Source organism: Pedococcus sp. P2_E5 (assembly GCF_056403895.1).
Genome location: NZ_JBFUEP010000065.1, coordinates 1 through 16,706 on the forward strand (window position 1 = coordinate 1; position 16,706 = coordinate 16,706).

General features: G+C 70.6%; 17 protein-coding genes. 6 read left to right on the forward strand and 11 right to left on the reverse strand.

What is annotated here, in order from left to right; genetic code table 11:
• Nucleotides 1-164 precede the first annotated feature (164 nt).
• Nucleotides 165-1,316 (forward strand): glycosyltransferase family 4 protein, encoded by a 1,152-nt coding sequence (locus tag AC1DVZ_RS17950; protein ID WP_477619558.1) that lies wholly within the window; start codon nucleotides 165-167, stop codon nucleotides 1,314-1,316.
• A 17-nt stretch (nucleotides 1,317-1,333) separates the two neighbouring features.
• Here the strand turns inward: AC1DVZ_RS17950 and AC1DVZ_RS17955 are convergent, their stop codons facing one another.
• The 3 genes from AC1DVZ_RS17955 to polA form a co-directional block, all read right to left on the reverse strand.
• On the reverse strand, nucleotides 1,334-1,537 hold the full coding sequence (locus AC1DVZ_RS17955) for a hypothetical protein (RefSeq protein WP_477619559.1): 204 nt from the start codon (nucleotides 1,535-1,537) through the stop codon (nucleotides 1,334-1,336).
• Between the two features lie 120 nt (nucleotides 1,538-1,657).
• Complete coding sequence (locus AC1DVZ_RS17960; protein ID WP_477619560.1) at nucleotides 1,658-3,295, reverse strand: MmpA family trehalose lipid delivery protein; 1,638 nt, start codon at nucleotides 3,293-3,295, stop codon at nucleotides 1,658-1,660.
• A gap of 11 nt (nucleotides 3,296-3,306) precedes the next feature.
• Complete coding sequence (gene polA, locus AC1DVZ_RS17965) at nucleotides 3,307-5,979, reverse strand: DNA polymerase I (protein WP_477619561.1); 2,673 nt, start codon at nucleotides 5,977-5,979, stop codon at nucleotides 3,307-3,309.
• Between the two features lie 103 nt (nucleotides 5,980-6,082).
• On the opposite strand from polA, the gene AC1DVZ_RS17970 reads away from it, so the two are divergent.
• Entirely contained in the window at nucleotides 6,083-6,466 is a 384-nt protein-coding gene (locus tag AC1DVZ_RS17970; RefSeq protein WP_477619574.1) for a PaaI family thioesterase, read from the forward strand.
• Between the two features lie 89 nt (nucleotides 6,467-6,555).
• On the opposite strand, the gene AC1DVZ_RS17975 is transcribed toward AC1DVZ_RS17970, so the two are convergent.
• The 3 genes from AC1DVZ_RS17975 to AC1DVZ_RS17985 all read right to left on the reverse strand — a co-directional run bounded on the left by AC1DVZ_RS17975 (nucleotide 6,556) and on the right by AC1DVZ_RS17985 (nucleotide 8,487).
• Nucleotides 6,556-7,140, reverse strand: a complete 585-nt coding sequence (locus tag AC1DVZ_RS17975) for a GNAT family N-acetyltransferase (RefSeq protein ID WP_477619562.1) — start codon at nucleotides 7,138-7,140, stop codon at nucleotides 6,556-6,558.
• Nucleotides 7,141-7,342: 202 nt separating this feature from the next.
• Entirely contained in the window at nucleotides 7,343-7,873 is a 531-nt protein-coding gene (locus AC1DVZ_RS17980; protein WP_477619563.1) for an N-acetyltransferase family protein, read from the reverse strand.
• A 2-nt stretch (nucleotides 7,874-7,875) separates the two neighbouring features.
• The gene (locus tag AC1DVZ_RS17985) at nucleotides 7,876-8,487 is read right to left on the reverse strand and encodes an ANTAR domain-containing response regulator (RefSeq protein WP_477619564.1); all 612 of its coding nucleotides are present in this window, start codon (nucleotides 8,485-8,487) and stop codon (nucleotides 7,876-7,878) included.
• Between the two features lie 228 nt (nucleotides 8,488-8,715).
• Here AC1DVZ_RS17985 and AC1DVZ_RS17990 point away from each other — a divergent pair, with 228 nt between their 5' ends.
• On the forward strand, nucleotides 8,716-9,594 hold the full coding sequence (locus AC1DVZ_RS17990; protein ID WP_477619565.1) for a hypothetical protein: 879 nt from the start codon (nucleotides 8,716-8,718) through the stop codon (nucleotides 9,592-9,594).
• Between the two features lie 56 nt (nucleotides 9,595-9,650).
• On the opposite strand, the gene AC1DVZ_RS17995 is transcribed toward AC1DVZ_RS17990, so the two are convergent.
• The 3 genes from AC1DVZ_RS17995 to AC1DVZ_RS18005 form a co-directional block, all read right to left on the reverse strand.
• A complete protein-coding gene (locus AC1DVZ_RS17995) occupies nucleotides 9,651-10,289 on the reverse strand; it encodes an ANTAR domain-containing protein (protein ID WP_477619566.1) in 639 nt (212 codons plus the stop codon).
• A 129-nt stretch (nucleotides 10,290-10,418) separates the two neighbouring features.
• Nucleotides 10,419-11,792 carry a protein kinase domain-containing protein gene (locus AC1DVZ_RS18000; protein ID WP_477619567.1) on the reverse strand — a complete coding sequence of 458 codons (1,374 nt, stop codon included), beginning with the start codon at nucleotides 11,790-11,792 and terminating at the stop codon, nucleotides 10,419-10,421.
• A gap of 148 nt (nucleotides 11,793-11,940) precedes the next feature.
• Nucleotides 11,941-12,342: a hypothetical protein gene (locus AC1DVZ_RS18005; RefSeq protein WP_477619568.1), complete on the reverse strand. Its 402-nt coding sequence runs from the start codon at nucleotides 12,340-12,342 to the stop codon at nucleotides 11,941-11,943.
• Between the two features lie 267 nt (nucleotides 12,343-12,609).
• Between AC1DVZ_RS18005 and AC1DVZ_RS18010 the strand changes: the two genes are divergently transcribed.
• Nucleotides 12,610-13,230 (forward strand): hypothetical protein, encoded by a 621-nt coding sequence (locus AC1DVZ_RS18010; protein ID WP_477619569.1) that lies wholly within the window; start codon nucleotides 12,610-12,612, stop codon nucleotides 13,228-13,230.
• A 5-nt stretch (nucleotides 13,231-13,235) separates the two neighbouring features.
• Here AC1DVZ_RS18010 and AC1DVZ_RS18015 read toward each other — a convergent pair whose 3' ends face one another.
• Nucleotides 13,236-13,712 (reverse strand): nitroreductase/quinone reductase family protein, encoded by a 477-nt coding sequence (locus AC1DVZ_RS18015; protein WP_477619570.1) that lies wholly within the window; start codon nucleotides 13,710-13,712, stop codon nucleotides 13,236-13,238.
• 98 nt (nucleotides 13,713-13,810) lie between these two features.
• On the reverse strand, nucleotides 13,811-14,629 hold the full coding sequence (locus AC1DVZ_RS18020) for a hypothetical protein (RefSeq protein ID WP_477619571.1): 819 nt from the start codon (nucleotides 14,627-14,629) through the stop codon (nucleotides 13,811-13,813).
• Between the two features lie 167 nt (nucleotides 14,630-14,796).
• Between AC1DVZ_RS18020 and AC1DVZ_RS18025 the strand changes: the two genes are divergently transcribed.
• Both AC1DVZ_RS18025 and AC1DVZ_RS18030 read left to right on the forward strand, forming a co-directional pair.
• The gene (locus AC1DVZ_RS18025; protein WP_477619572.1) at nucleotides 14,797-16,002 is read left to right on the forward strand and encodes a S8 family serine peptidase; all 1,206 of its coding nucleotides are present in this window, start codon (nucleotides 14,797-14,799) and stop codon (nucleotides 16,000-16,002) included.
• Between the two features lie 261 nt (nucleotides 16,003-16,263).
• Nucleotides 16,264-16,706, forward strand: a 443-nt coding sequence (locus tag AC1DVZ_RS18030) for an FAD-binding oxidoreductase (RefSeq protein ID WP_477619573.1), incomplete at its 3' end; no start/stop codon positions are given.

Here is a 16,706-nt window from a genome sequence, read left to right on the forward strand (position 1 = left end):
CCACGAGGAAGGCCCGGAACAGCTCCACCGAGCGCCGCAGGGACCCCCTCGGCAGCTCAGGCGCAGCCGGATATCCCATCTCGATCACGGGGTGAACCTTAATGCCGGTACGGTTACTCATGAGTCAACTTAGCCAATCTCCGGACGTGTGAGGATCTCCACAGGTGCGTATCGCTCTTCTCAGCTGGCGCGACGCGACGCACCCTGAGGGCGGTGGCGCGGAGCACTATCTCGAGACCGTCGGGCAGCACCTGGCCGGCCGCGGCCACGACGTCACCATCTACTGCGCCGCGCACGGGGACGCCCCGCCACGGGAGACCCTGCACGGGGTGACCTACCGCCGCCAGGGCGGCCGCCTGAGCGTGTATGCCGCGGCCATGCGGGCGCTGCGTCGGGACGAGCGGGCGCAGGGACCGTACGACGCGGTGGTGGACACCCAGAACGGCATTCCCTTCTTCTCGGCCTGGGGCACGAGCAGCCCGCTGGTCGTGCTGGTCCACCACGTGCACCGGGAGCAGTGGCCGGTGGTCTTCGGTCCGGTGGCGGCCCGGATCGGCTGGTTCATCGAGTCGAAGGTGGCCCCCCGGGTCTATCGCACCAGGCAGTACGTCGCCGTGTCCGGCAGGACGAGGGACGAGCTCGTCGAGCTGGGGGTGGAYCGCGAACGCATCGCCGTCATCCACAACGGCACCGACGCCCCACGCTCACTCAGCGTCGCCCGCGGCGACCGCCCGACCATCGTCGTCCTGGGGCGGCTGGTGCCGCACAAGCGAGTCGAGCACGCCATCGACGTCGTCGCCCGGCTCCGGCCGACGCACCCCGGCCTCCAGCTGCGCGTCATCGGCCACGGGTGGTGGCACGACCGCATCGCCGAGCACGCCCACCAGTCCGGCGTCGAGGACGACGTGTCGTTGCTCGGCTTCGTCGACGAGGAGACCAAGCACGCCGAGCTGGCCGCGGCCTGGCTCGCCCTCGCACCCAGCGTCAAGGAGGGCTGGGGCCTGTGTGTCGTGGAGGCGGCCAGCCACGGCGTCCCGACCATCGCCTACCACGATGCCGGCGGACTGTCGGAGTCCATCGTCGACGGCCGCACCGGGGTGCTGGTCGACGACCTCGACGCCATGACACACGAGGTGTCGGAGCTGCTCGCCGACCGCGTCCGTCGGGACGAGATGGGGGAGCACGCCCGCGACTACGCCCGGCAGTTCACCTGGACGGGAACGGCCGACTACTGGGAGCGACTGCTGACCCTGGTGGCACAGAGAAGGGCGCCGATCGCGATGACCGACGCCCGTTCCCAGGCAGTAGAGGGCTAGTCAGCGTGGGTGGCTGATCAKCCGCCGTAGGCAATGATCTGGGCGGGGTCGACGAGGTCCTTCTGACCCGACTGGACCGCGGCGCTGTCGCCAGGACCCTGCGTGTTCACCACGGTGACCACGGCGGCGGCGGCGGCGCCCCCACCGAGCACGAGGCTGAGCAGCGTGACGGCAACTGCTGACGAAACCTCGCCACGCTCGTTTGGACGGAAGAACTTCATGCTCCAGGGCCTCCCCGGCTAGTGGTGTCCCGGGAATGTTACCGGCTGGTTGGCTTTTTCGTGCAATCCCCGGAATTTCGCGGTGTGCGGCGTGTCACAGTGCCCGGTTACAGGGCCCGGTTACAGGGCCCAGACGGCGAAGTTCGCGGAGTCGCGCACGACATGCATTCCCGTCGGCATCGGAGGCACCCGGCCAGGTGTCCCCTTCCAGACCACGACGGCTGCCACTCCCCCAGCGCGAAGGTCTGCGACGTCGAGCGGGCCCGTCAGCCACCTCGCCAGCTCCACGGGATCGTCGTCCACCGTGACCGGCTCACCGTCTCGGACCACCGTGAGCTGGTGTGCGGTCAGCACCCGACCCGGCAGGGCCCTCGGCAGCGGGTCGAGGAAAGGCTGCCCCCCGGCCCAGGACACCGCCCTGAACGGCTGCCACGGCAGGACGGCGACCGTCCCACCGCCGGCGGCCGCTGCTGCCGCGCGCACGGTGGGCTCCCAGTCGGCCGGCATCGTGACCGGTTGGTATGCCGCCTGCACCGCCTTGGGCAGGTCCGGCGCCGAGAGCACGGCGAGACTCGCGACCACCATGACCGCGGTCGTGGGGGTCAGCCGTCCGGACGACCGTCCGCCAGTGCGGTGGAGCAGGCGGCTCAGCTCAGCGACCGCCACCGCGATGAGTACCGCTGCCGCCAGCGCGCTGAGCCCCAGCCAGCGATGCGTGTCGCGACCGATGGCCACGCCCGGGAGGGCCTGCAGAGAGGTGAACAGGGACAGGCCCGGGCCGGTCGCGAGCAACCACGCGGTCAGGGGTGGCCCGACCCACGCCAGTGCGAGGCCGAGCGCCAGCCCGGAACGACCTCGACGGTGCAGGGCGATGGCGCCTGCACCAGCGACGACGAGGACCAGGCACGACGCGACCACGGACGTGATCTCGGCGCGCGACGCCAGCTGGGCACCCGAGGCCCAGATGCCGCCCAGGGTCATGGCTGAGCCGAGAACGCCCAGCGGCGAGTCCGCAGCCAGCGCGAACGCCCGAGCGCCATCGGCATCCGCACCACCGGAGCCGTGGGCAAGGGCGGGGACGACCCACGGCAGGCACCAGCCCGTGATCACGGCTACGCACCCGACGAGCCACCCCACCCGGCGGCGGTGCTCAGCCACGACCGACGAGCCGAGCACGGCGGCACCGGCGACGAGCCCACCCCACGGGGTCAGGGCGGCAGGCAGCCCAGCCACTGCGAGGGCCAGGAGCGTCTTCGCCCCTGCGGACCTCGAGAGGACCACGGCGACCAGCCAGGGCGTCATCGAGTACGCGAGCAAGGTCGGGGGCTGCCCGATGAGCAGTCGCTCGGCGACGTACGGGTTCCACATGGCCAGGACGGCGCCAGTCACCATCGCGGCCAGGCCCCACCGCCGCAGCAGGACCGCCGTGCCGAGCCCTGCCAGGAAGACCGCGCCAGTCAGCATCGCCTGCTGTTGCACCCCCGTCGACACGACACCGGACAGGGCCGTCATCACCGCGTCGAGGGGCACCGCCCGGGGTGCCTGCCCGTCGCCCCAGGTCGCGGGACCCCACTGCGGCTGCGGCACGGTGACGAAGTCGCGGTACAGGTAGAGCCCGCGGCCCAGGGACCGACCGCACACCGCAGCCGTGACCACGAGCGACACCAGCGCTGCCACGGCAGTCTCGCGGGCCCGGTGGCGGGAGCCCACTGCAGGGTCGCGCGCCTCGCGGCGGGCAGCCGCGGCTGGGGCCGGCATCTGGGAGCCGCTCAGTGGGCGGCGTCGTGCCAGGAGCGGCCGACACCCACGCTGACGTCGAGGGGGACGTCCATCTCGATGGCACCGCCCATCTCCCTGCGGACCAGCGCCTCCACGTCGGCAGCCTCACCGGGCGCGATCTCGAGCACCAGCTCGTCGTGCACCTGGAGCAGCTGTCGCGACCGCGCGCCGGACTCCTTGAGAGCCGCCTCGACCCGCAGCATCGCCAGCTTGATGATGTCGGCGGCCGATCCCTGGATGGGTGCGTTGAGGGCCATCCGCTCGGCCATCTCGCGACGCTGCCGGTTGTCGCTGGTGAGGTCGGGCAGGTAGCGCCGCCGCCCCAGCATGGTCTCGGTGTAGCCCGTCCCGCGCGCCTGCACGACGACCGTGTCGAGGTAGTCCTTCACCCCGCCGAACCGCGCGAAGTACTCGTCCATCAGGCCCTGCGCCTCACCGGTCGAGACGGTGAGCTGCTTCGACAGGCCGAACGCCGACAGGCCGTAGGCCAGACCGTAGGACATCGCCTTGACCTTGGAGCGCATGGCCGAGGTGACGTCCTCGGGCTCGACGGAGAACACCCGCGAGCCGACGAACCGGTGCAGGTCCTCCCCCGACCGGAACGCCTCGATCAGACCCTCGTCACCGGAGAGGTGGGCCATGATCCGCATCTCGATCTGGCTGTAGTCGGCCGACATCAGCGACTCGTAGCCCTCGCCCACGATGAACACCTCGCGGATCCGGCGTCCCTCGTCGGTGCGGATCGGGATGTTCTGGAGGTTGGGGTCGGTCGACGACAGCCGACCGGTCGCCGCGATGGTCTGCTGGTAGGTGGTGTGGATGCGGCCGTCGTCGGCGACCGACTTGAGCAGGCCCTCGACGGTGACACGCAGCCGCGAGGCGTCGCGGTGACGCAGCAACGCCTCGAGGAACGGGTGCTCGGTCTTGGTGAACAGGTCGGTCAGCGCGTCGGCGTCGGTCGTGTAGCCGGTCTTGGTGCGCCGCGTCTTGGGCAGGCCGAGGGTCTCGAACAGCACCACCTGGAGCTGCTTGGGCGAGCCGAGGTTGATCTGGTCGCCACCGATGGCGTCGTAGGCGTCACCCTGCGCCTCGCGCACCTTCGCGGCGAAGTCGGCCTCCAGCCCCGTCATCACCTCGACGTCGGCCGCGATGCCGGTGCGCTCCATGCCCGCGAGGACCTGCTCGAGCGGGAGCTCGACGTCCTGCTGGAGCGACGTGCCGCCCGTCGCCTCGAGCTGCTCGGCCAGCGAGCCGGCCAGGTCGAGCACGGCGCGAGCCCGGACCATCGCGTCCTGCGCGCCCACGTCACCCTCCTCACCGAAGTCGAGCAGTCCCTGGCCGGACGTGTCTGTCTCGGCCCGCAGCTCGCGCCCGAGGTGGCGCAGCACGAGGTCGGCGAGGTCGTAGGAGCGCTGGTCGGGTCGGACGAGATAGGCAGCCAGGGCGGTGTCGGTCGCGATCCCCTCGACGCTCCAGCCGCGTGCCGCGAGGGCGAGCAGGGGGCCCTTGGCGTCGTGGAGCACCTTGGGACGCTGCGCGTCGGCCAGCCAGGCGCCGACGGCCGCCTCCCCCAGCGGGTCCAGCGTGGTCAGGTCGACGTATGCCGCCGCGTCACCGTCGGTGGCCAGCGCCAGGGCGGTGGCGTCCCCGGTGCCACGGCCCCACTGGCCGACGAGGTGCACGCCCACGGTGGCGCCGGGCGCGGCATGCTCCTCCAGCCACCCGGCCACCTCGTCGGGCGCGAGCAGCGCGCCGTCGAGGTCGAACCCGTGGTCGGCCTCCTCCTGGGGCGCGTCGAGGTACTCGAACAGCCGGTCGCGCAGGACACGGAACTCGAGGCTGTCGAAGACGGCGTGCACCTGCTCGCGGTCCCAGTTCTGGCGCTCGAGGTCGGCGATGGTGACGGGCATGTCGAGGTCGCGGACGAGCTGGTTGAGGCGTCGGTTGCGCAGCACGCCGTCGAGGTGCTCGCGCAGTGACTCGCCGGCCTTGCCCTTGATCTCGTCGACGTGGGCGACCAGCCCGGTGAGGTCGCCGTACTGGCCGATCCACTTGGCGGCCGTCTTGGGCCCGACCCCCGGGACGCCGGGCAGGTTGTCGGAGGACTCACCGACGAGCGCCGCGAGGTCGGAGTAGCGCTCGGGCAGCACGCCGTACTTGGTCTCCACCGCGGCCGGGGTCATCCGAGCGAGCTCGGAGACGCCCTTGACGGGGTAGAGCACGGTGCTGGTGTCGGTGACCAGCTGGAACGAGTCGCGGTCTCCCGAGCAGATCAGCACCTCCATCCCCTCGGCGAGCGCCTGGGTGGTGAGGGTGGCGAGCACGTCGTCGGCCTCGTAGCCGTCCACCTCGACGTAGCGGATCCGCAGGGCGTCGAGGACCTCGTGGAGCAGCGAGACCTGACCCTTGAACTCGCTGGGGGTGGCCGACCGGCCGGCTTTGTACTCGGCGTACTGCTCGGTGCGGAAGGTCTGGCGCGACACGTCGAACGCCACCGCGAGGTGGGTCGGCTGCTCGTCGCGCATGACGTTGATCAACATCGAGGTGAAGCCGTAGACGGCGTTGGTGTGCTGCCCCGTGCTGGTCGAGAAGTTCTCGGCGGGCAGCGCGAAGAACGCCCGGTAGGCAAGGGAATGACCGTCGAGGAGCAGGAGGCGACTCACGCATGGCAGCCTATTGGTTATGAGTGACACCCCCGTGACCGACCGCACCGCCAGCCCCGGCTCCACACAGCAGTTCACTGCCGCCCTCGAGGCGATGATGGCGATGAACCCGAGCTCCCTGCTGCACCGCATGCAGATCGAGGTCCTCGAGGCCTCGCCGCAGCGCCTCGTCGCGCGGATGCCGGTGGAGGGCAACACCCAGCCCTACGGCCTCCTGCACGGCGGCGCGTCCGTGGTGCTCGCCGAGACGCTGGGGTCGATCGGCTCTGCCCTGCACGCGGGCCCGGACCGGATCGCGGTCGGCCTCGACATCAACGCGACGCACCACCGCGCGGCCCGATCCGGTTTCGTCACCGGCACGGCGACGGCGCTGTCCCTCGGTGGCACGCTGGCGTCCTACGAGGTGGTCATCACCGACGACCAGGACAAGCGGATCTGCACGTGCCGGATCACCTGCCTGCTGCGCGACGGCGCCCCCGGCGCCTGAGGACGCCGGCCCAGCGCCAAGGCCGACGACGAGGGGGTATGCCGCGTGAACGGCATACCCCCTCGTCGTTGCCCTGGGTGGGCTGGAAGTCAGCCGGCGAGGCGGCTGTCGGCGCTGGCCGTGGCCCGCGCTCGCAGCGACCGGCGACGGTGCAGCAGCGCCTCGATCGAGTGGTGCCTGGGCTCGTCCTGGCCGAGTCGGCGACGCAGGGCCGCGACGCTGGTCACCCGGCGGACCACCTGGGACGAGAAGCCGAGCCGCGCGAAGAAGCGGTTGGCCTCGCGGTGCTGGGCCGGGACGTTGCAGCCGATCTGGTCGCACCCGCGCGAGTCGGCGTACAGGGTGACGGCAGTCATCAGCTGGCGGGCCACGCCGTGCTTGCGGGCCTCGGGGACGACGTAGAGCTGGTCGATGGTGACGCAGGGAGTGTCGGTGAGCGACGAGAAGGGGCTCGTGGCGGCGACGGCGAAACCGACCGCCCGGCCATCGGCGGTGGCGAGGTAGGCCCGGACGTCCTCGCGGTGCAGGGCGGTGGCCACCCGACCCTCCGACGCGGCGCGCGCGGCGACCTCGGGGCCGACCCCTGCTTCGACGCGGGACGACAGCCACAGCTCGGTGAAGGTGCGCTCCTCGTCCACGGAGACACGCCTGACGCTGATCGCTGGACGGCTCACCGGGGTTCCTCCATCGTCGGTCTGGCACTGCTGCTCACCACTGCAGACGGCTCCCCCGACGGCCGCGGTCCCCCGAAAGGCGACCGACTCAGGACTCTAGGCCCATTGGCGGGCCCTCGTGAAGGGTTCAACGACTTTCGTGCGTTAACTCTGCGCGATGCCGGTGTTCCACGTTTGTTACAGCGCGGATGGAAGCCATGCCTCACAGGGCACGCTCGAAGACGTAGTCGTGCTCGTAGCGGTCTCCCACCAGGAAGCGCTTGGTGCCGACCCTGGCGAAACCGCTCTTGACGTAGAACTTCTGGGCCCGCTCGTTCTCCTGGTTGACCCCCAGCCACACGCCGGCCGCACCGCGTGCCCGCGCCGCCTCGATGGCAGCCTGCATGAGCACACGGCTCGTGCCTGCACCGTGGTGGTCGGGCAGCACGTAGATCTTGCTCAGCTCTGCCGTCGGTCGCAGGGTGAGGGCGGCCCGGGCATCCGGATCGGTGGGCTCGCCGTTCACCACCATCGCGTAGCCCGTCACCGTGTCACCGTCGACGGAGACGAACAGGTCGCGGTGCGGGTCCGCGAGGTAGCCATCGAAGCACTCCTGCGACAGCACGTCCGCGATGAACGTGTCGATCGCCTGCTGCGTGGTGTGCGGCGGACAGGCCAGCGCAAACGTCGCCGCTGCCACCTCGGCCAGCACCCCGGAGTCGGCCGGCTCCGCCCGGCGCACCTCCACGCCCATGGTCAGGCCTTGTCCATCCCAGCCACCACTGCCTCGGCGACCTCGCGCATGCCGAGACGCCGGTCCATCGCGGTCTTCTGGATCCAGCGGAACGCCTCGGCCTCGGTGATCTTGAGCTTCTTCATCAGCACGCCCTTGGCGCGGTCGACGGCCTTGCGGGTCTCCAGCCGCTCGCCCAGGTCGGAGATCTCCTGCTCGAGCGCCTTGACCTCGGTCCAGCGGTGCCGGGCGATGTCGATGGCGGGGGAAAGGTCGGACGCGGTGAACGGCTTGACGATGTAGGCCATCACCCCTGCGTCACGCGCCCGCTCGACGAGCTCGGTCTGGCTGAACGCGGTGAGCATCACGACGGGACAGATGCGAGCGGCCCCGATCTGCTCGGCTGCCGTGATGCCGTCCATGACCGGCATCTTGACGTCCATGATGACCAGGTCGGGGGTCAGCTCGGTGGCCATCTCGACAGCCTGCTCGCCGTTGCTGGCCTGCCCCACCACCTCGTAGCCGGCCTCGACGAGCATCTCGGCCAGGTCGAGCCGGATGAGGGCTTCGTCCTCCGCCACCAGGATGCGGGTGGGTGCGGACTGCCGGGGCGTCGGGGTTTCGGTCTGGCTCACGGCGAAAGCCTAGGGGACTCGCGTTAACGGCACGTTGCGGGATCCTGCGCCGCCGGACGGCAGGACTTGGTATGCCGCTCGCTGGCCGCAGCGGTCCGGTCACCGACCGGACGAGACCCGCTCTGGTTGGAGACGGGGCGAGGGACGATGATGGGGACGGCCCGGGCGCTGCCCCGGGTGTCCCCGTCGCCGATCGGCAGCTCGAGGACTTTGCAGTTGGAGGACATCGTGGCTGAGGCCCGTCAGCGTCGCCGACCGACGTCTGCCGCGATGCGTGTGGTGTGGATGTTCGTGGCGTACCTGGGCGGCGGCCTCCTCGGGCTCTTCCTGGTACTCCCCCGCACCCGCTCGCTGCGCCCGCGCCGCGTCCTCGCGTGTGACCTGTGCCAGCGCCGCCACCGACGCCTGCTGGGCGCGATGGTCGTCCTGGCGCTCGTCTCGGTCGCGGGGTTCGGGCTGCGGGTGGACCAGCGGGCCCGTGAGCTGCCCGCCTGCGCCGCGGACACCTCGATAGCGGAGGGGCGTCGAGTCATCGACCCGCGCGCTCCGACACCGCCGCCGCTGTGGTCGACGCTCCGCTCCGTCATGACGGCACCGGTGAGCGGGCTCGCGCTGGGGTTCGCGGAGATCCGCGGGCAGGGCCTGTGCAGCGTCGGCGACCCACCCATCACCTTGGCTTTCGTGCCGCAGGCCGGGGAGCACATGGGCAGCATGGTCGGCGAGGTGTTCATGGCCTCCCCGGTGCCGCGCATCAACCCCGTGCGGGCCCGCGGAGTCGCCGAACACGAGTCACGTCACGTCGACCAGTGGGCCGTCTGCACCATCGCCGGCGGGATCGCACTGCTGCCCGTGCTCTACCTCGTCGACGAGACCCTCTACCCCGGATCGGAGAACCACTTCGAGCAGGCGGCAGGTCTGTTCGACGGGGCGTACCCCCCACCGCCCGACCCACCCCGGGGTCCTCGAGGCTGGGCGATCGCCCTCTGGGTCGGGGTTCTCCTGCTCCTCACCCGCCGTCGCATCCGCTGGGCGGTCCGGAGCGTCGTGAGCCGACGCAGCGTGCCCGACCAGGGCCGGTGCGCCGTCCACACCACCGGGTGGCGCTAGCGGATCCGGCGAGCGGACCACGGGCTGGGCTGCTCCCCCGAAGGGGACCTCAACGCCTAGACCTGTGGATCGCCCACGAGGCGCAGTGGGCGCCGTCGACTCCCTGACTCGGCGGCCTGGATGAGATCCGCGGCAATCTCTGCCACACCGCGACCGCTGTCCCGGCAGATTCCGCGCAACACCTCGAAGGCCGCCTCACGGTCGAGCCCTCGGCTCGCCATCACGAGCCCGATGGCAACACCGAGGTCGCGGTTGCCGGCCAGACCGGCCTGGAGACGCACGACCGCCTCCCGCGCGTGCGCGCGGTTCAGGGCAGCCTCGACCTGACGCCCCAGGAGGTCCGCCGTCACGGCCGCGACTCCCTCGAAACCGCCCACCGCCTGGGTGGACAGCAGGAGCTCCCCCGCGTGGGGAAGGTCCTGCAGCGAGATGGGGAAGGACAGCACGTGCGTGTTGGCCGGCACGGACGCCGCGGCCGGGCCGGCCATGCGTTCGGCACTCGACGTGGACGGGCGGGTGTGGCCGGGACGGGTGACCCGCAGCTCTGCGCGGCTCGCGACCGGGACTGCTCGGATGACGAGCCCGGGCGTCATGCTCAGGATGTCCTCGAAGGTTGCCTCAGCCAGCAGGTGGGCGATGTCAGCCACGGCTTCGAGGGCATCGCCGGGCGACGGGGCGGTGGGGTGCTCACTCATGTGACCCCTTCCTGGACATCGTTCGTCCTGATGCGCTGCAGGGGTCCGGGGCAACACCACCGATGGTGGCCTACGACACACTACGCGGCCCCGCGGCATACCACGTCGGTTTGGCATCGCTCCGGTGGGCTAGGCCGACTGCCGACTCTGCCGTCGCTGTTCGAGGTCATGCATCACGATGGCGGCGAGGTCCTCGAGCGTGGTGAGGTCCTCGTGCCTCATCGTCCGGGGATGCCGATCGATGATGCACAACGTTCCGAGGTTGTAGCCGTCGCGAGTGCGCAGCGGGATGCCGGCGTAGAACTGCAACCCCATCTCGCCGGCCACCAGTGGGTTGGCCAGCGTTCGGGAGTCCATGCGGGCGTCCTCGATGATCCACGGCTCGTCCTGCAGGATGGCCGAGGCGCACAGGCCCGGTTCCCTGTCGACCTGGGTGACGTCCACCCCGTGGTGCGACGTGAACCAGATGCGGTCCTGGTCGACCACGCTGACGATCGCGATCGGCACCGAGAACAGCCGGGCGGCCAGCGCGGTGATCCGGTCGAACGCACCGTCGTGCGGCGTGTCCAGGATCTGGTAGCGGTGAACGGCCTCCAGCCTCGCCGCCTCGTCGGAGTGGGAGAACGGTTGAGTCCCGGCCAGTCGGCCCTTCTCCACGAGGACGAGCTCACCCAGCGCCATCGCCACCTCTCGAGCGGATGGCCGGGCAGCCGGGTCGGTCGCCGTCATCGCCGTGAGCAGCCAGATCCATTGCGGGTCCAGGTCCTGCGGGATGTCCGGACGACTCAGCAGTCGAGCCACGGCACTGGGCAGCGGGTCGCCGGGGAAGGACCTGACCCCGGTGAGGCATTCGAGCAACACCAGGCCGAGGGAGTAGATGTCGCTGGGCGGCCCGAGCGGCTCGCCCTTGGCCTGCTCCGGGCTCACGTAGGCGGCCGTTCCGATGAAGGATCCGGTGCCGTCGCTCAGCGGGGCCTCCATCAGCACGGCGATGCCGAAGTCAGTGAGCTTGGCCCGCACCCTGGTGGCGTCGTTGCCATAGTCGAACATCATGATGTTGGCGGGCTTGACGTCTCGGTGGATGACGCCGTTGTCGTGGACGTACCCGAGTGCCTTCGCCATGTCGTAGCCGATCTGGGCGACGTCGACGGCCGGCATGGGTCCCTGGGCCAGTCGATCACGCAGGTCGGGCCCGTCGATCAGCTCCATCACCAGGTAGATGCGCGGCCGCCGTGGGTCTGACACGTCGGAGCCCGCATCGAACAGCGTCACGAGACCGTGGTGGTTCAGTCGGGCGAGGACCTTGACCTCGTCCTCGTCCCGGCGCAGATCCTCCGGACCCGCCAAGGGTGGCTCGATGAGCTTGACGGCGACGTCGCGGCCCAGGAACTCGTCCCTGGCCCGGAACACGGTGCCCACCGAGCCCCGTCCAAGCTCGTCGAGGAGGCGATAGCGACCACCGAGGTAGGCACCCTTGGACCCGCTGGCCGACACGTCCGACACGGGCATCCGCTCTCCCCACTCGAACCCAAGAGCTCAGCCCGCGCGACTGACCCGAGGATCAGTCTCACACAACTTCGGTCCCGGCATGCCGGTTGGACCAGGTACCGCTCACCCCTGAAGAGACGCGCACCGAGTGGTCCCTGCGAGGTCAGCTCGCTTCGCTCACGAGGGCGGTCTGCATCAGCGCGAGGTGGCTCAGCCGTCGCTGCCGGCCATCGCCGGTGCTCCGACCCCGCACCAGCCGGCGACGCAGCTCGTTCACCAGCTCCTGGTTCGTCACGAACCGCAGGACGAACGTGGGCTCACCCTCCTGGTTCTTCGGCAGCCCGCACGCGACCCCGGCAGCCACCACCAGCTGCCGGTAGGGCAGGTCCAGAGCCTTCGACAGCCGCGCCAGCGTCGACTCGTCMGGCATCGCGGCCAGCTGCTCCGGCCCGACCAGGGTGACGACCAGCTCCGCGCTCAACCCACTCTCCACGGTGAAGCGAGAAACCGACCACCCCTTCTCGCGCAGCCGCTCTTCGATGACGATGCCGAGCTCGTTTCCCATGGTGCTCCCTGCGTGGAATCGGAAGGGTCTCTTCCGTCTGGATGGGACGTTCGCACCATGGTGGTCTGCTCTGGCCCCGGTGAAGGCCGGAAAAGGTCACTACAGGGCAGATCAGGTTGTTTGCGTTGACTGAAGGTATGAGCCTGCAGTCGCCTGATCGGCTCGCGCCTACCGCGCTGTGCGGGGTTGCGGGCAACCATCTGGACGATGAAGCCCGCGAGGACGGCGTGGGTTTCGTCAATGGTCGGCGCACGTCACACTGTGCCTGTGGAGCGACTGGGCGATCTGGTGACGTCCCTGCGCGTCGACCGACGTCCCGGGGTCATCTACGCGACGGCGCCCTGGACGGCCGGCTCCACCGCACTGGTCCACGACTCGTGGAGTGAGCTGGCGCCACCACCCGACATGGCTGCGCTGGTGGATGCCGACCTCGCGCGGGAGTACCTGCGCGCGTGGTCGTCCTGGCACAGGGAGCAGCCTGATGCCCAGGCGCTGGTCGGCGCCCTGCTGGACTTCGTCGCGCGGCCTCTTCGGCGGTCCCGGGACCGGGTCCCCGGGCTGGCCCTCCACCGGGCCACGACGCAGTCGGGCCGGGCCTTCGACGACCCGAGCGAGGACCTGCTCTACCAGCTGTTCCTCGAGATGGAGGCCGGCGAAGAGCTGTTCCTCGTGGTGGAACGGCTCAACGACGCCACCGGCAGAACCTTCGTGCAGGCGCTGCGCGACGACGACGGCAGGTACGTGGTCGAGCAGCGCAGCGGGGGCAGCGAGACCCATCGCGGCACGGTCAAGGCGTCGATGCCTGCTGCCCATCTGGTGCTGTGCGACTGGCTGTTCCTCGGCCGCGATGTCGACGTCACGAAGGAACAGCCACAGTCGATCGGCTAGCACCGTCAAGGCCCGACGAGCTCCAGGACCACGACCGTCGTCTCGGTGGAACGAAGGGCCGCATACGCATCCAGCTGGGTGTCGATCTCACGCCACCGTGCCCACAGCCGAGCGCGTTCGGCCCCTTCGGCCGCGTGGGCCCGGACCGTCCCCGCGCCGCGGGCCAGGTGGACCGTTGCCACCGGATGCTCCTGGAGGTTCAGCCACCACGAGGGCTCGCCGTCGGCCCAGCCATTCATCGCCAAGGTGACCAGGTTCGGACCGTCCTCGACGTATCCGAGGATCACACTTCGCGGCTGACCTGATCGTCGTCCCGTGGCTGTCAGCCGCAGCGTGCCCCACCGCTGGCGCTTCGGGCGCCACAGACCCAGGCGCCCGCGCGAGACCCGGTACAGGCCGCGGTGCGCCCGCCAGGCGAGGTGGACGAACCAGAGAGGAGGCAGTCGGGGACCGGGTTCGTGCTTCTCCGAATGCAGACCCATGGCCGCCGCCTCCGAATGCCGAGAAGTGGACCCCACCCCGGGGAGGGGTATGCCTGGCCGAGACGGTCCGGCACACCCCTCCGATCGGTGGCGGACCGCTACTTGCGACCGCCCTTGAGCTGGATCGTCTGCTCCGCGAAGTACTCGGAGCACAGGACCGAGCAGGCCGCCGAGAAGGTCAGCTGGGCCGCCTTTCCGCCCTTGAAGAGTCCGTTGTCGCCGATGATCTCCAGGGTGTAGGGACGGGTGGTCCCGTCGCAGGTGACTTCGGTGCCGCCGAAGCCACGGATGAGGACGCGGCCGACCCTCTGGGTGAGCTGTGCCTCGAGGAAGGCGAAGTCCGCGTCGGCGCCGCACAGGATGGTTCCCGAGACGATGGCGCTGCCGGTACGGCTGTCGAACAGGGCCGTCGGGTTGACCGTGACCTCAAGGTCCGGCGGCGGGGGTGCCACGTCGATGACCAGGTCGAGTGCTCCGCCGTTGCCGACCCCGTCGGTCTGGTCGTCGAAGACGAGGAGCGTGTAGGTGGTCCCGGCCTCCGCGTCCCAGACCGCGCCGCCCGGGCCGCAGGACACCACCGTGAAGGAGCCCGGCGCGCCGATGGCCACGGCGACACCTGCGGAATAGCTCGACCCACGCGCGTCTGCGATCAGGGTCGCGGCCGTCGACGTCGAGAACTCGTACCAGACGCTCGCATCGGTCGCAGGCGCCCCGCACTGGTTGCGGATGGGAGTGTCGTCGGCGTCGGTGGTGGCCTCCGTGGTGTCGACCTGGGCGTTGTACGGGACGCCGCTGACGACGACTCGCCCGCCATGGGTGTCGTTGCCGGGGGGTGCCGCGAACGCCGGCGCGGACCACGCGCCGATGACCAACGCGGCCGTTGCCCCCGCACCCGCGATGCGCAAGGAAAGACTCATGGTTGTCCCCTTCTGCGGCGAGGCACGTGCTGCGCCTCGGGTGCAACCGAAGGTAGTCCCGGGCAACCACGGGGAAATCATTCAATCGGGTGAGGCGGGGGCGCCCGACCACTTCTAGGGTCGGGCTGCGGGCACCGGGCCCGCCTCGWCGAAGGACGGGGTCGGTCATGGGAGCTCTTCGGTCGATGGGCGTGGCAGGCGTGGTGGCCGCCTGCGCGCTGGGGGCAGCCTTCTCGACGGCGGGCGCAGCCGGGGCCACTCAAGACGGCACACGGGCCTCGTACATCGTCAGCCTCCGTGGCGGCGACCCCGACGCGGCGGCGTCTGGTGCCCGTGGGCGTGGCGCGGAGGTCACCCACGTCTACCGGCACGCGTTGCACGGGTATGCCGCGAAGCTGACCGCGCGCGACGTGGCACGCCTGACGGCCGACCCGGCCGTCGCCGCCGTGGTGCCCGACCGGGAGGTGAGCGCCACCGCGCAGACGGTGCCAGCCGGCATCAGCCGCATCGGCGCGCCCCAGAGCTCGACTGCCGCAGGCAACGGACGCGGGACGGTCGACGTGGACATCGCGGTCATCGACACGGGCATCGACCCCAGGCACCGAGACCTGAACGTCGTCGGCGGTGTCAACTGCGTTACCGGCGGTACGTCGTTCGCCGACCTCAACGGCCACGGCACCCACGTCTCGGGAACCGCCGCCGCCAAGGACGACAAGATCGGCGTCGTGGGCGTCGCCCCGGGTGCACGGCTGTGGGCGGTGCGCGTGCTCAACTCGCAGGGCGGCGGCACCTGGTCAAGCATCATCTGCGGCGTCGACTGGGTCACCGCGCACGCCAACACGATCGACGTCGCCAACATGAGCCTCGGCGGCAGCGGCGGTCCCGGATCCTGCACGGACGGTGGCCTGCGGCAGGCCATCTGCTCGTCCGTGGCTGCCGGCGTCACCTACGTGGTGTCGGCCGGCAACGCCGCCTCCGACGCCTCCTTCTTCGTCCCGGCACGCTTCCCGGAGGTGATCACGGTCTCGGCGGTCACCGACTTCGACGGCGCTCCCGGCGGCACCGGCACCCCGACCTGCGCCTACGGCACGGACGACCGGTTCGCGGGCTTCTCGAACTTCGGGCCCGCCGTCGACCTTGCCGCCCCCGGCGTGTGCGTGCTCTCGACCTGGCGGGGCGGCGGCTACAACACGATTTCAGGCACGTCGATGGCGAGTCCCCACGTCACGGGCGCGGCTGCCCTGTACCGGTCGACGCACCCCACGGCGACCCCGGCGCAGGTCAAGGCCGCTCTCCAGAGTGCCGGCACGTTCGACTGGACCGGCGACCCGGACGGCACCCAGGAGCCGCTGGTCAACGTCTCCACCTTCTGAGCCACGCCTTCTGACCCACGCCTTTGACCCACGCCGGTCACCTCACCGGCGCGCGTATGGGCCACGATTCCTCGCCCATTTGCCGGTGGTGATCCTGGTCAGAACCAACGAGGCTGGGTGCGACATCGGCGGCCGACGAGGGGGTCGCATACAGGGCTCCGTGGTTTGACGGGCACAGCAGAGAACGCTGCCGGCGGACGCACCGTGCGGACCCCGGCCCGCCGGGATGTGGGGGTCCGAGGGAAACCAGGAGGCACGGGCATGACGAAGTGGATCGGACCGGAAGCCGCGGAGTACGACGAGCGGCGAGGGCTGTTCAACGCCATGATCAGCAAGAAGCCGCGGATCATCGCGGTGTGCGAAGGTCCCGCGGATGTCAGGGATGCGCTGGAACGTGCCGCGCGCGATGGTCTCCGGGTGGCCGTGCGCTCGGGTGGCCATTCCGTTGCCGGACAGTCGAGCAACGACGATGGGCTGGTCATCGATGTCCGTCCGATGAAGGGCATCGACGTCGACGCGGCGGCCCGGCGGGCGAGGGTCGGGGGCGGGTGCACCTGGGCGGAGTTCGACGCGGCTGCCCAGGAGTTCGGTCTGGCTACCACCGGCGGCAGGGTGTCCACGACCGGCGTTGCCGGGCTGACTCTCGGCGGCGGCTCGGGTTGGCTGGAGCGGCAGCACGGACTCAGCTGCGACAACCTGCTGGC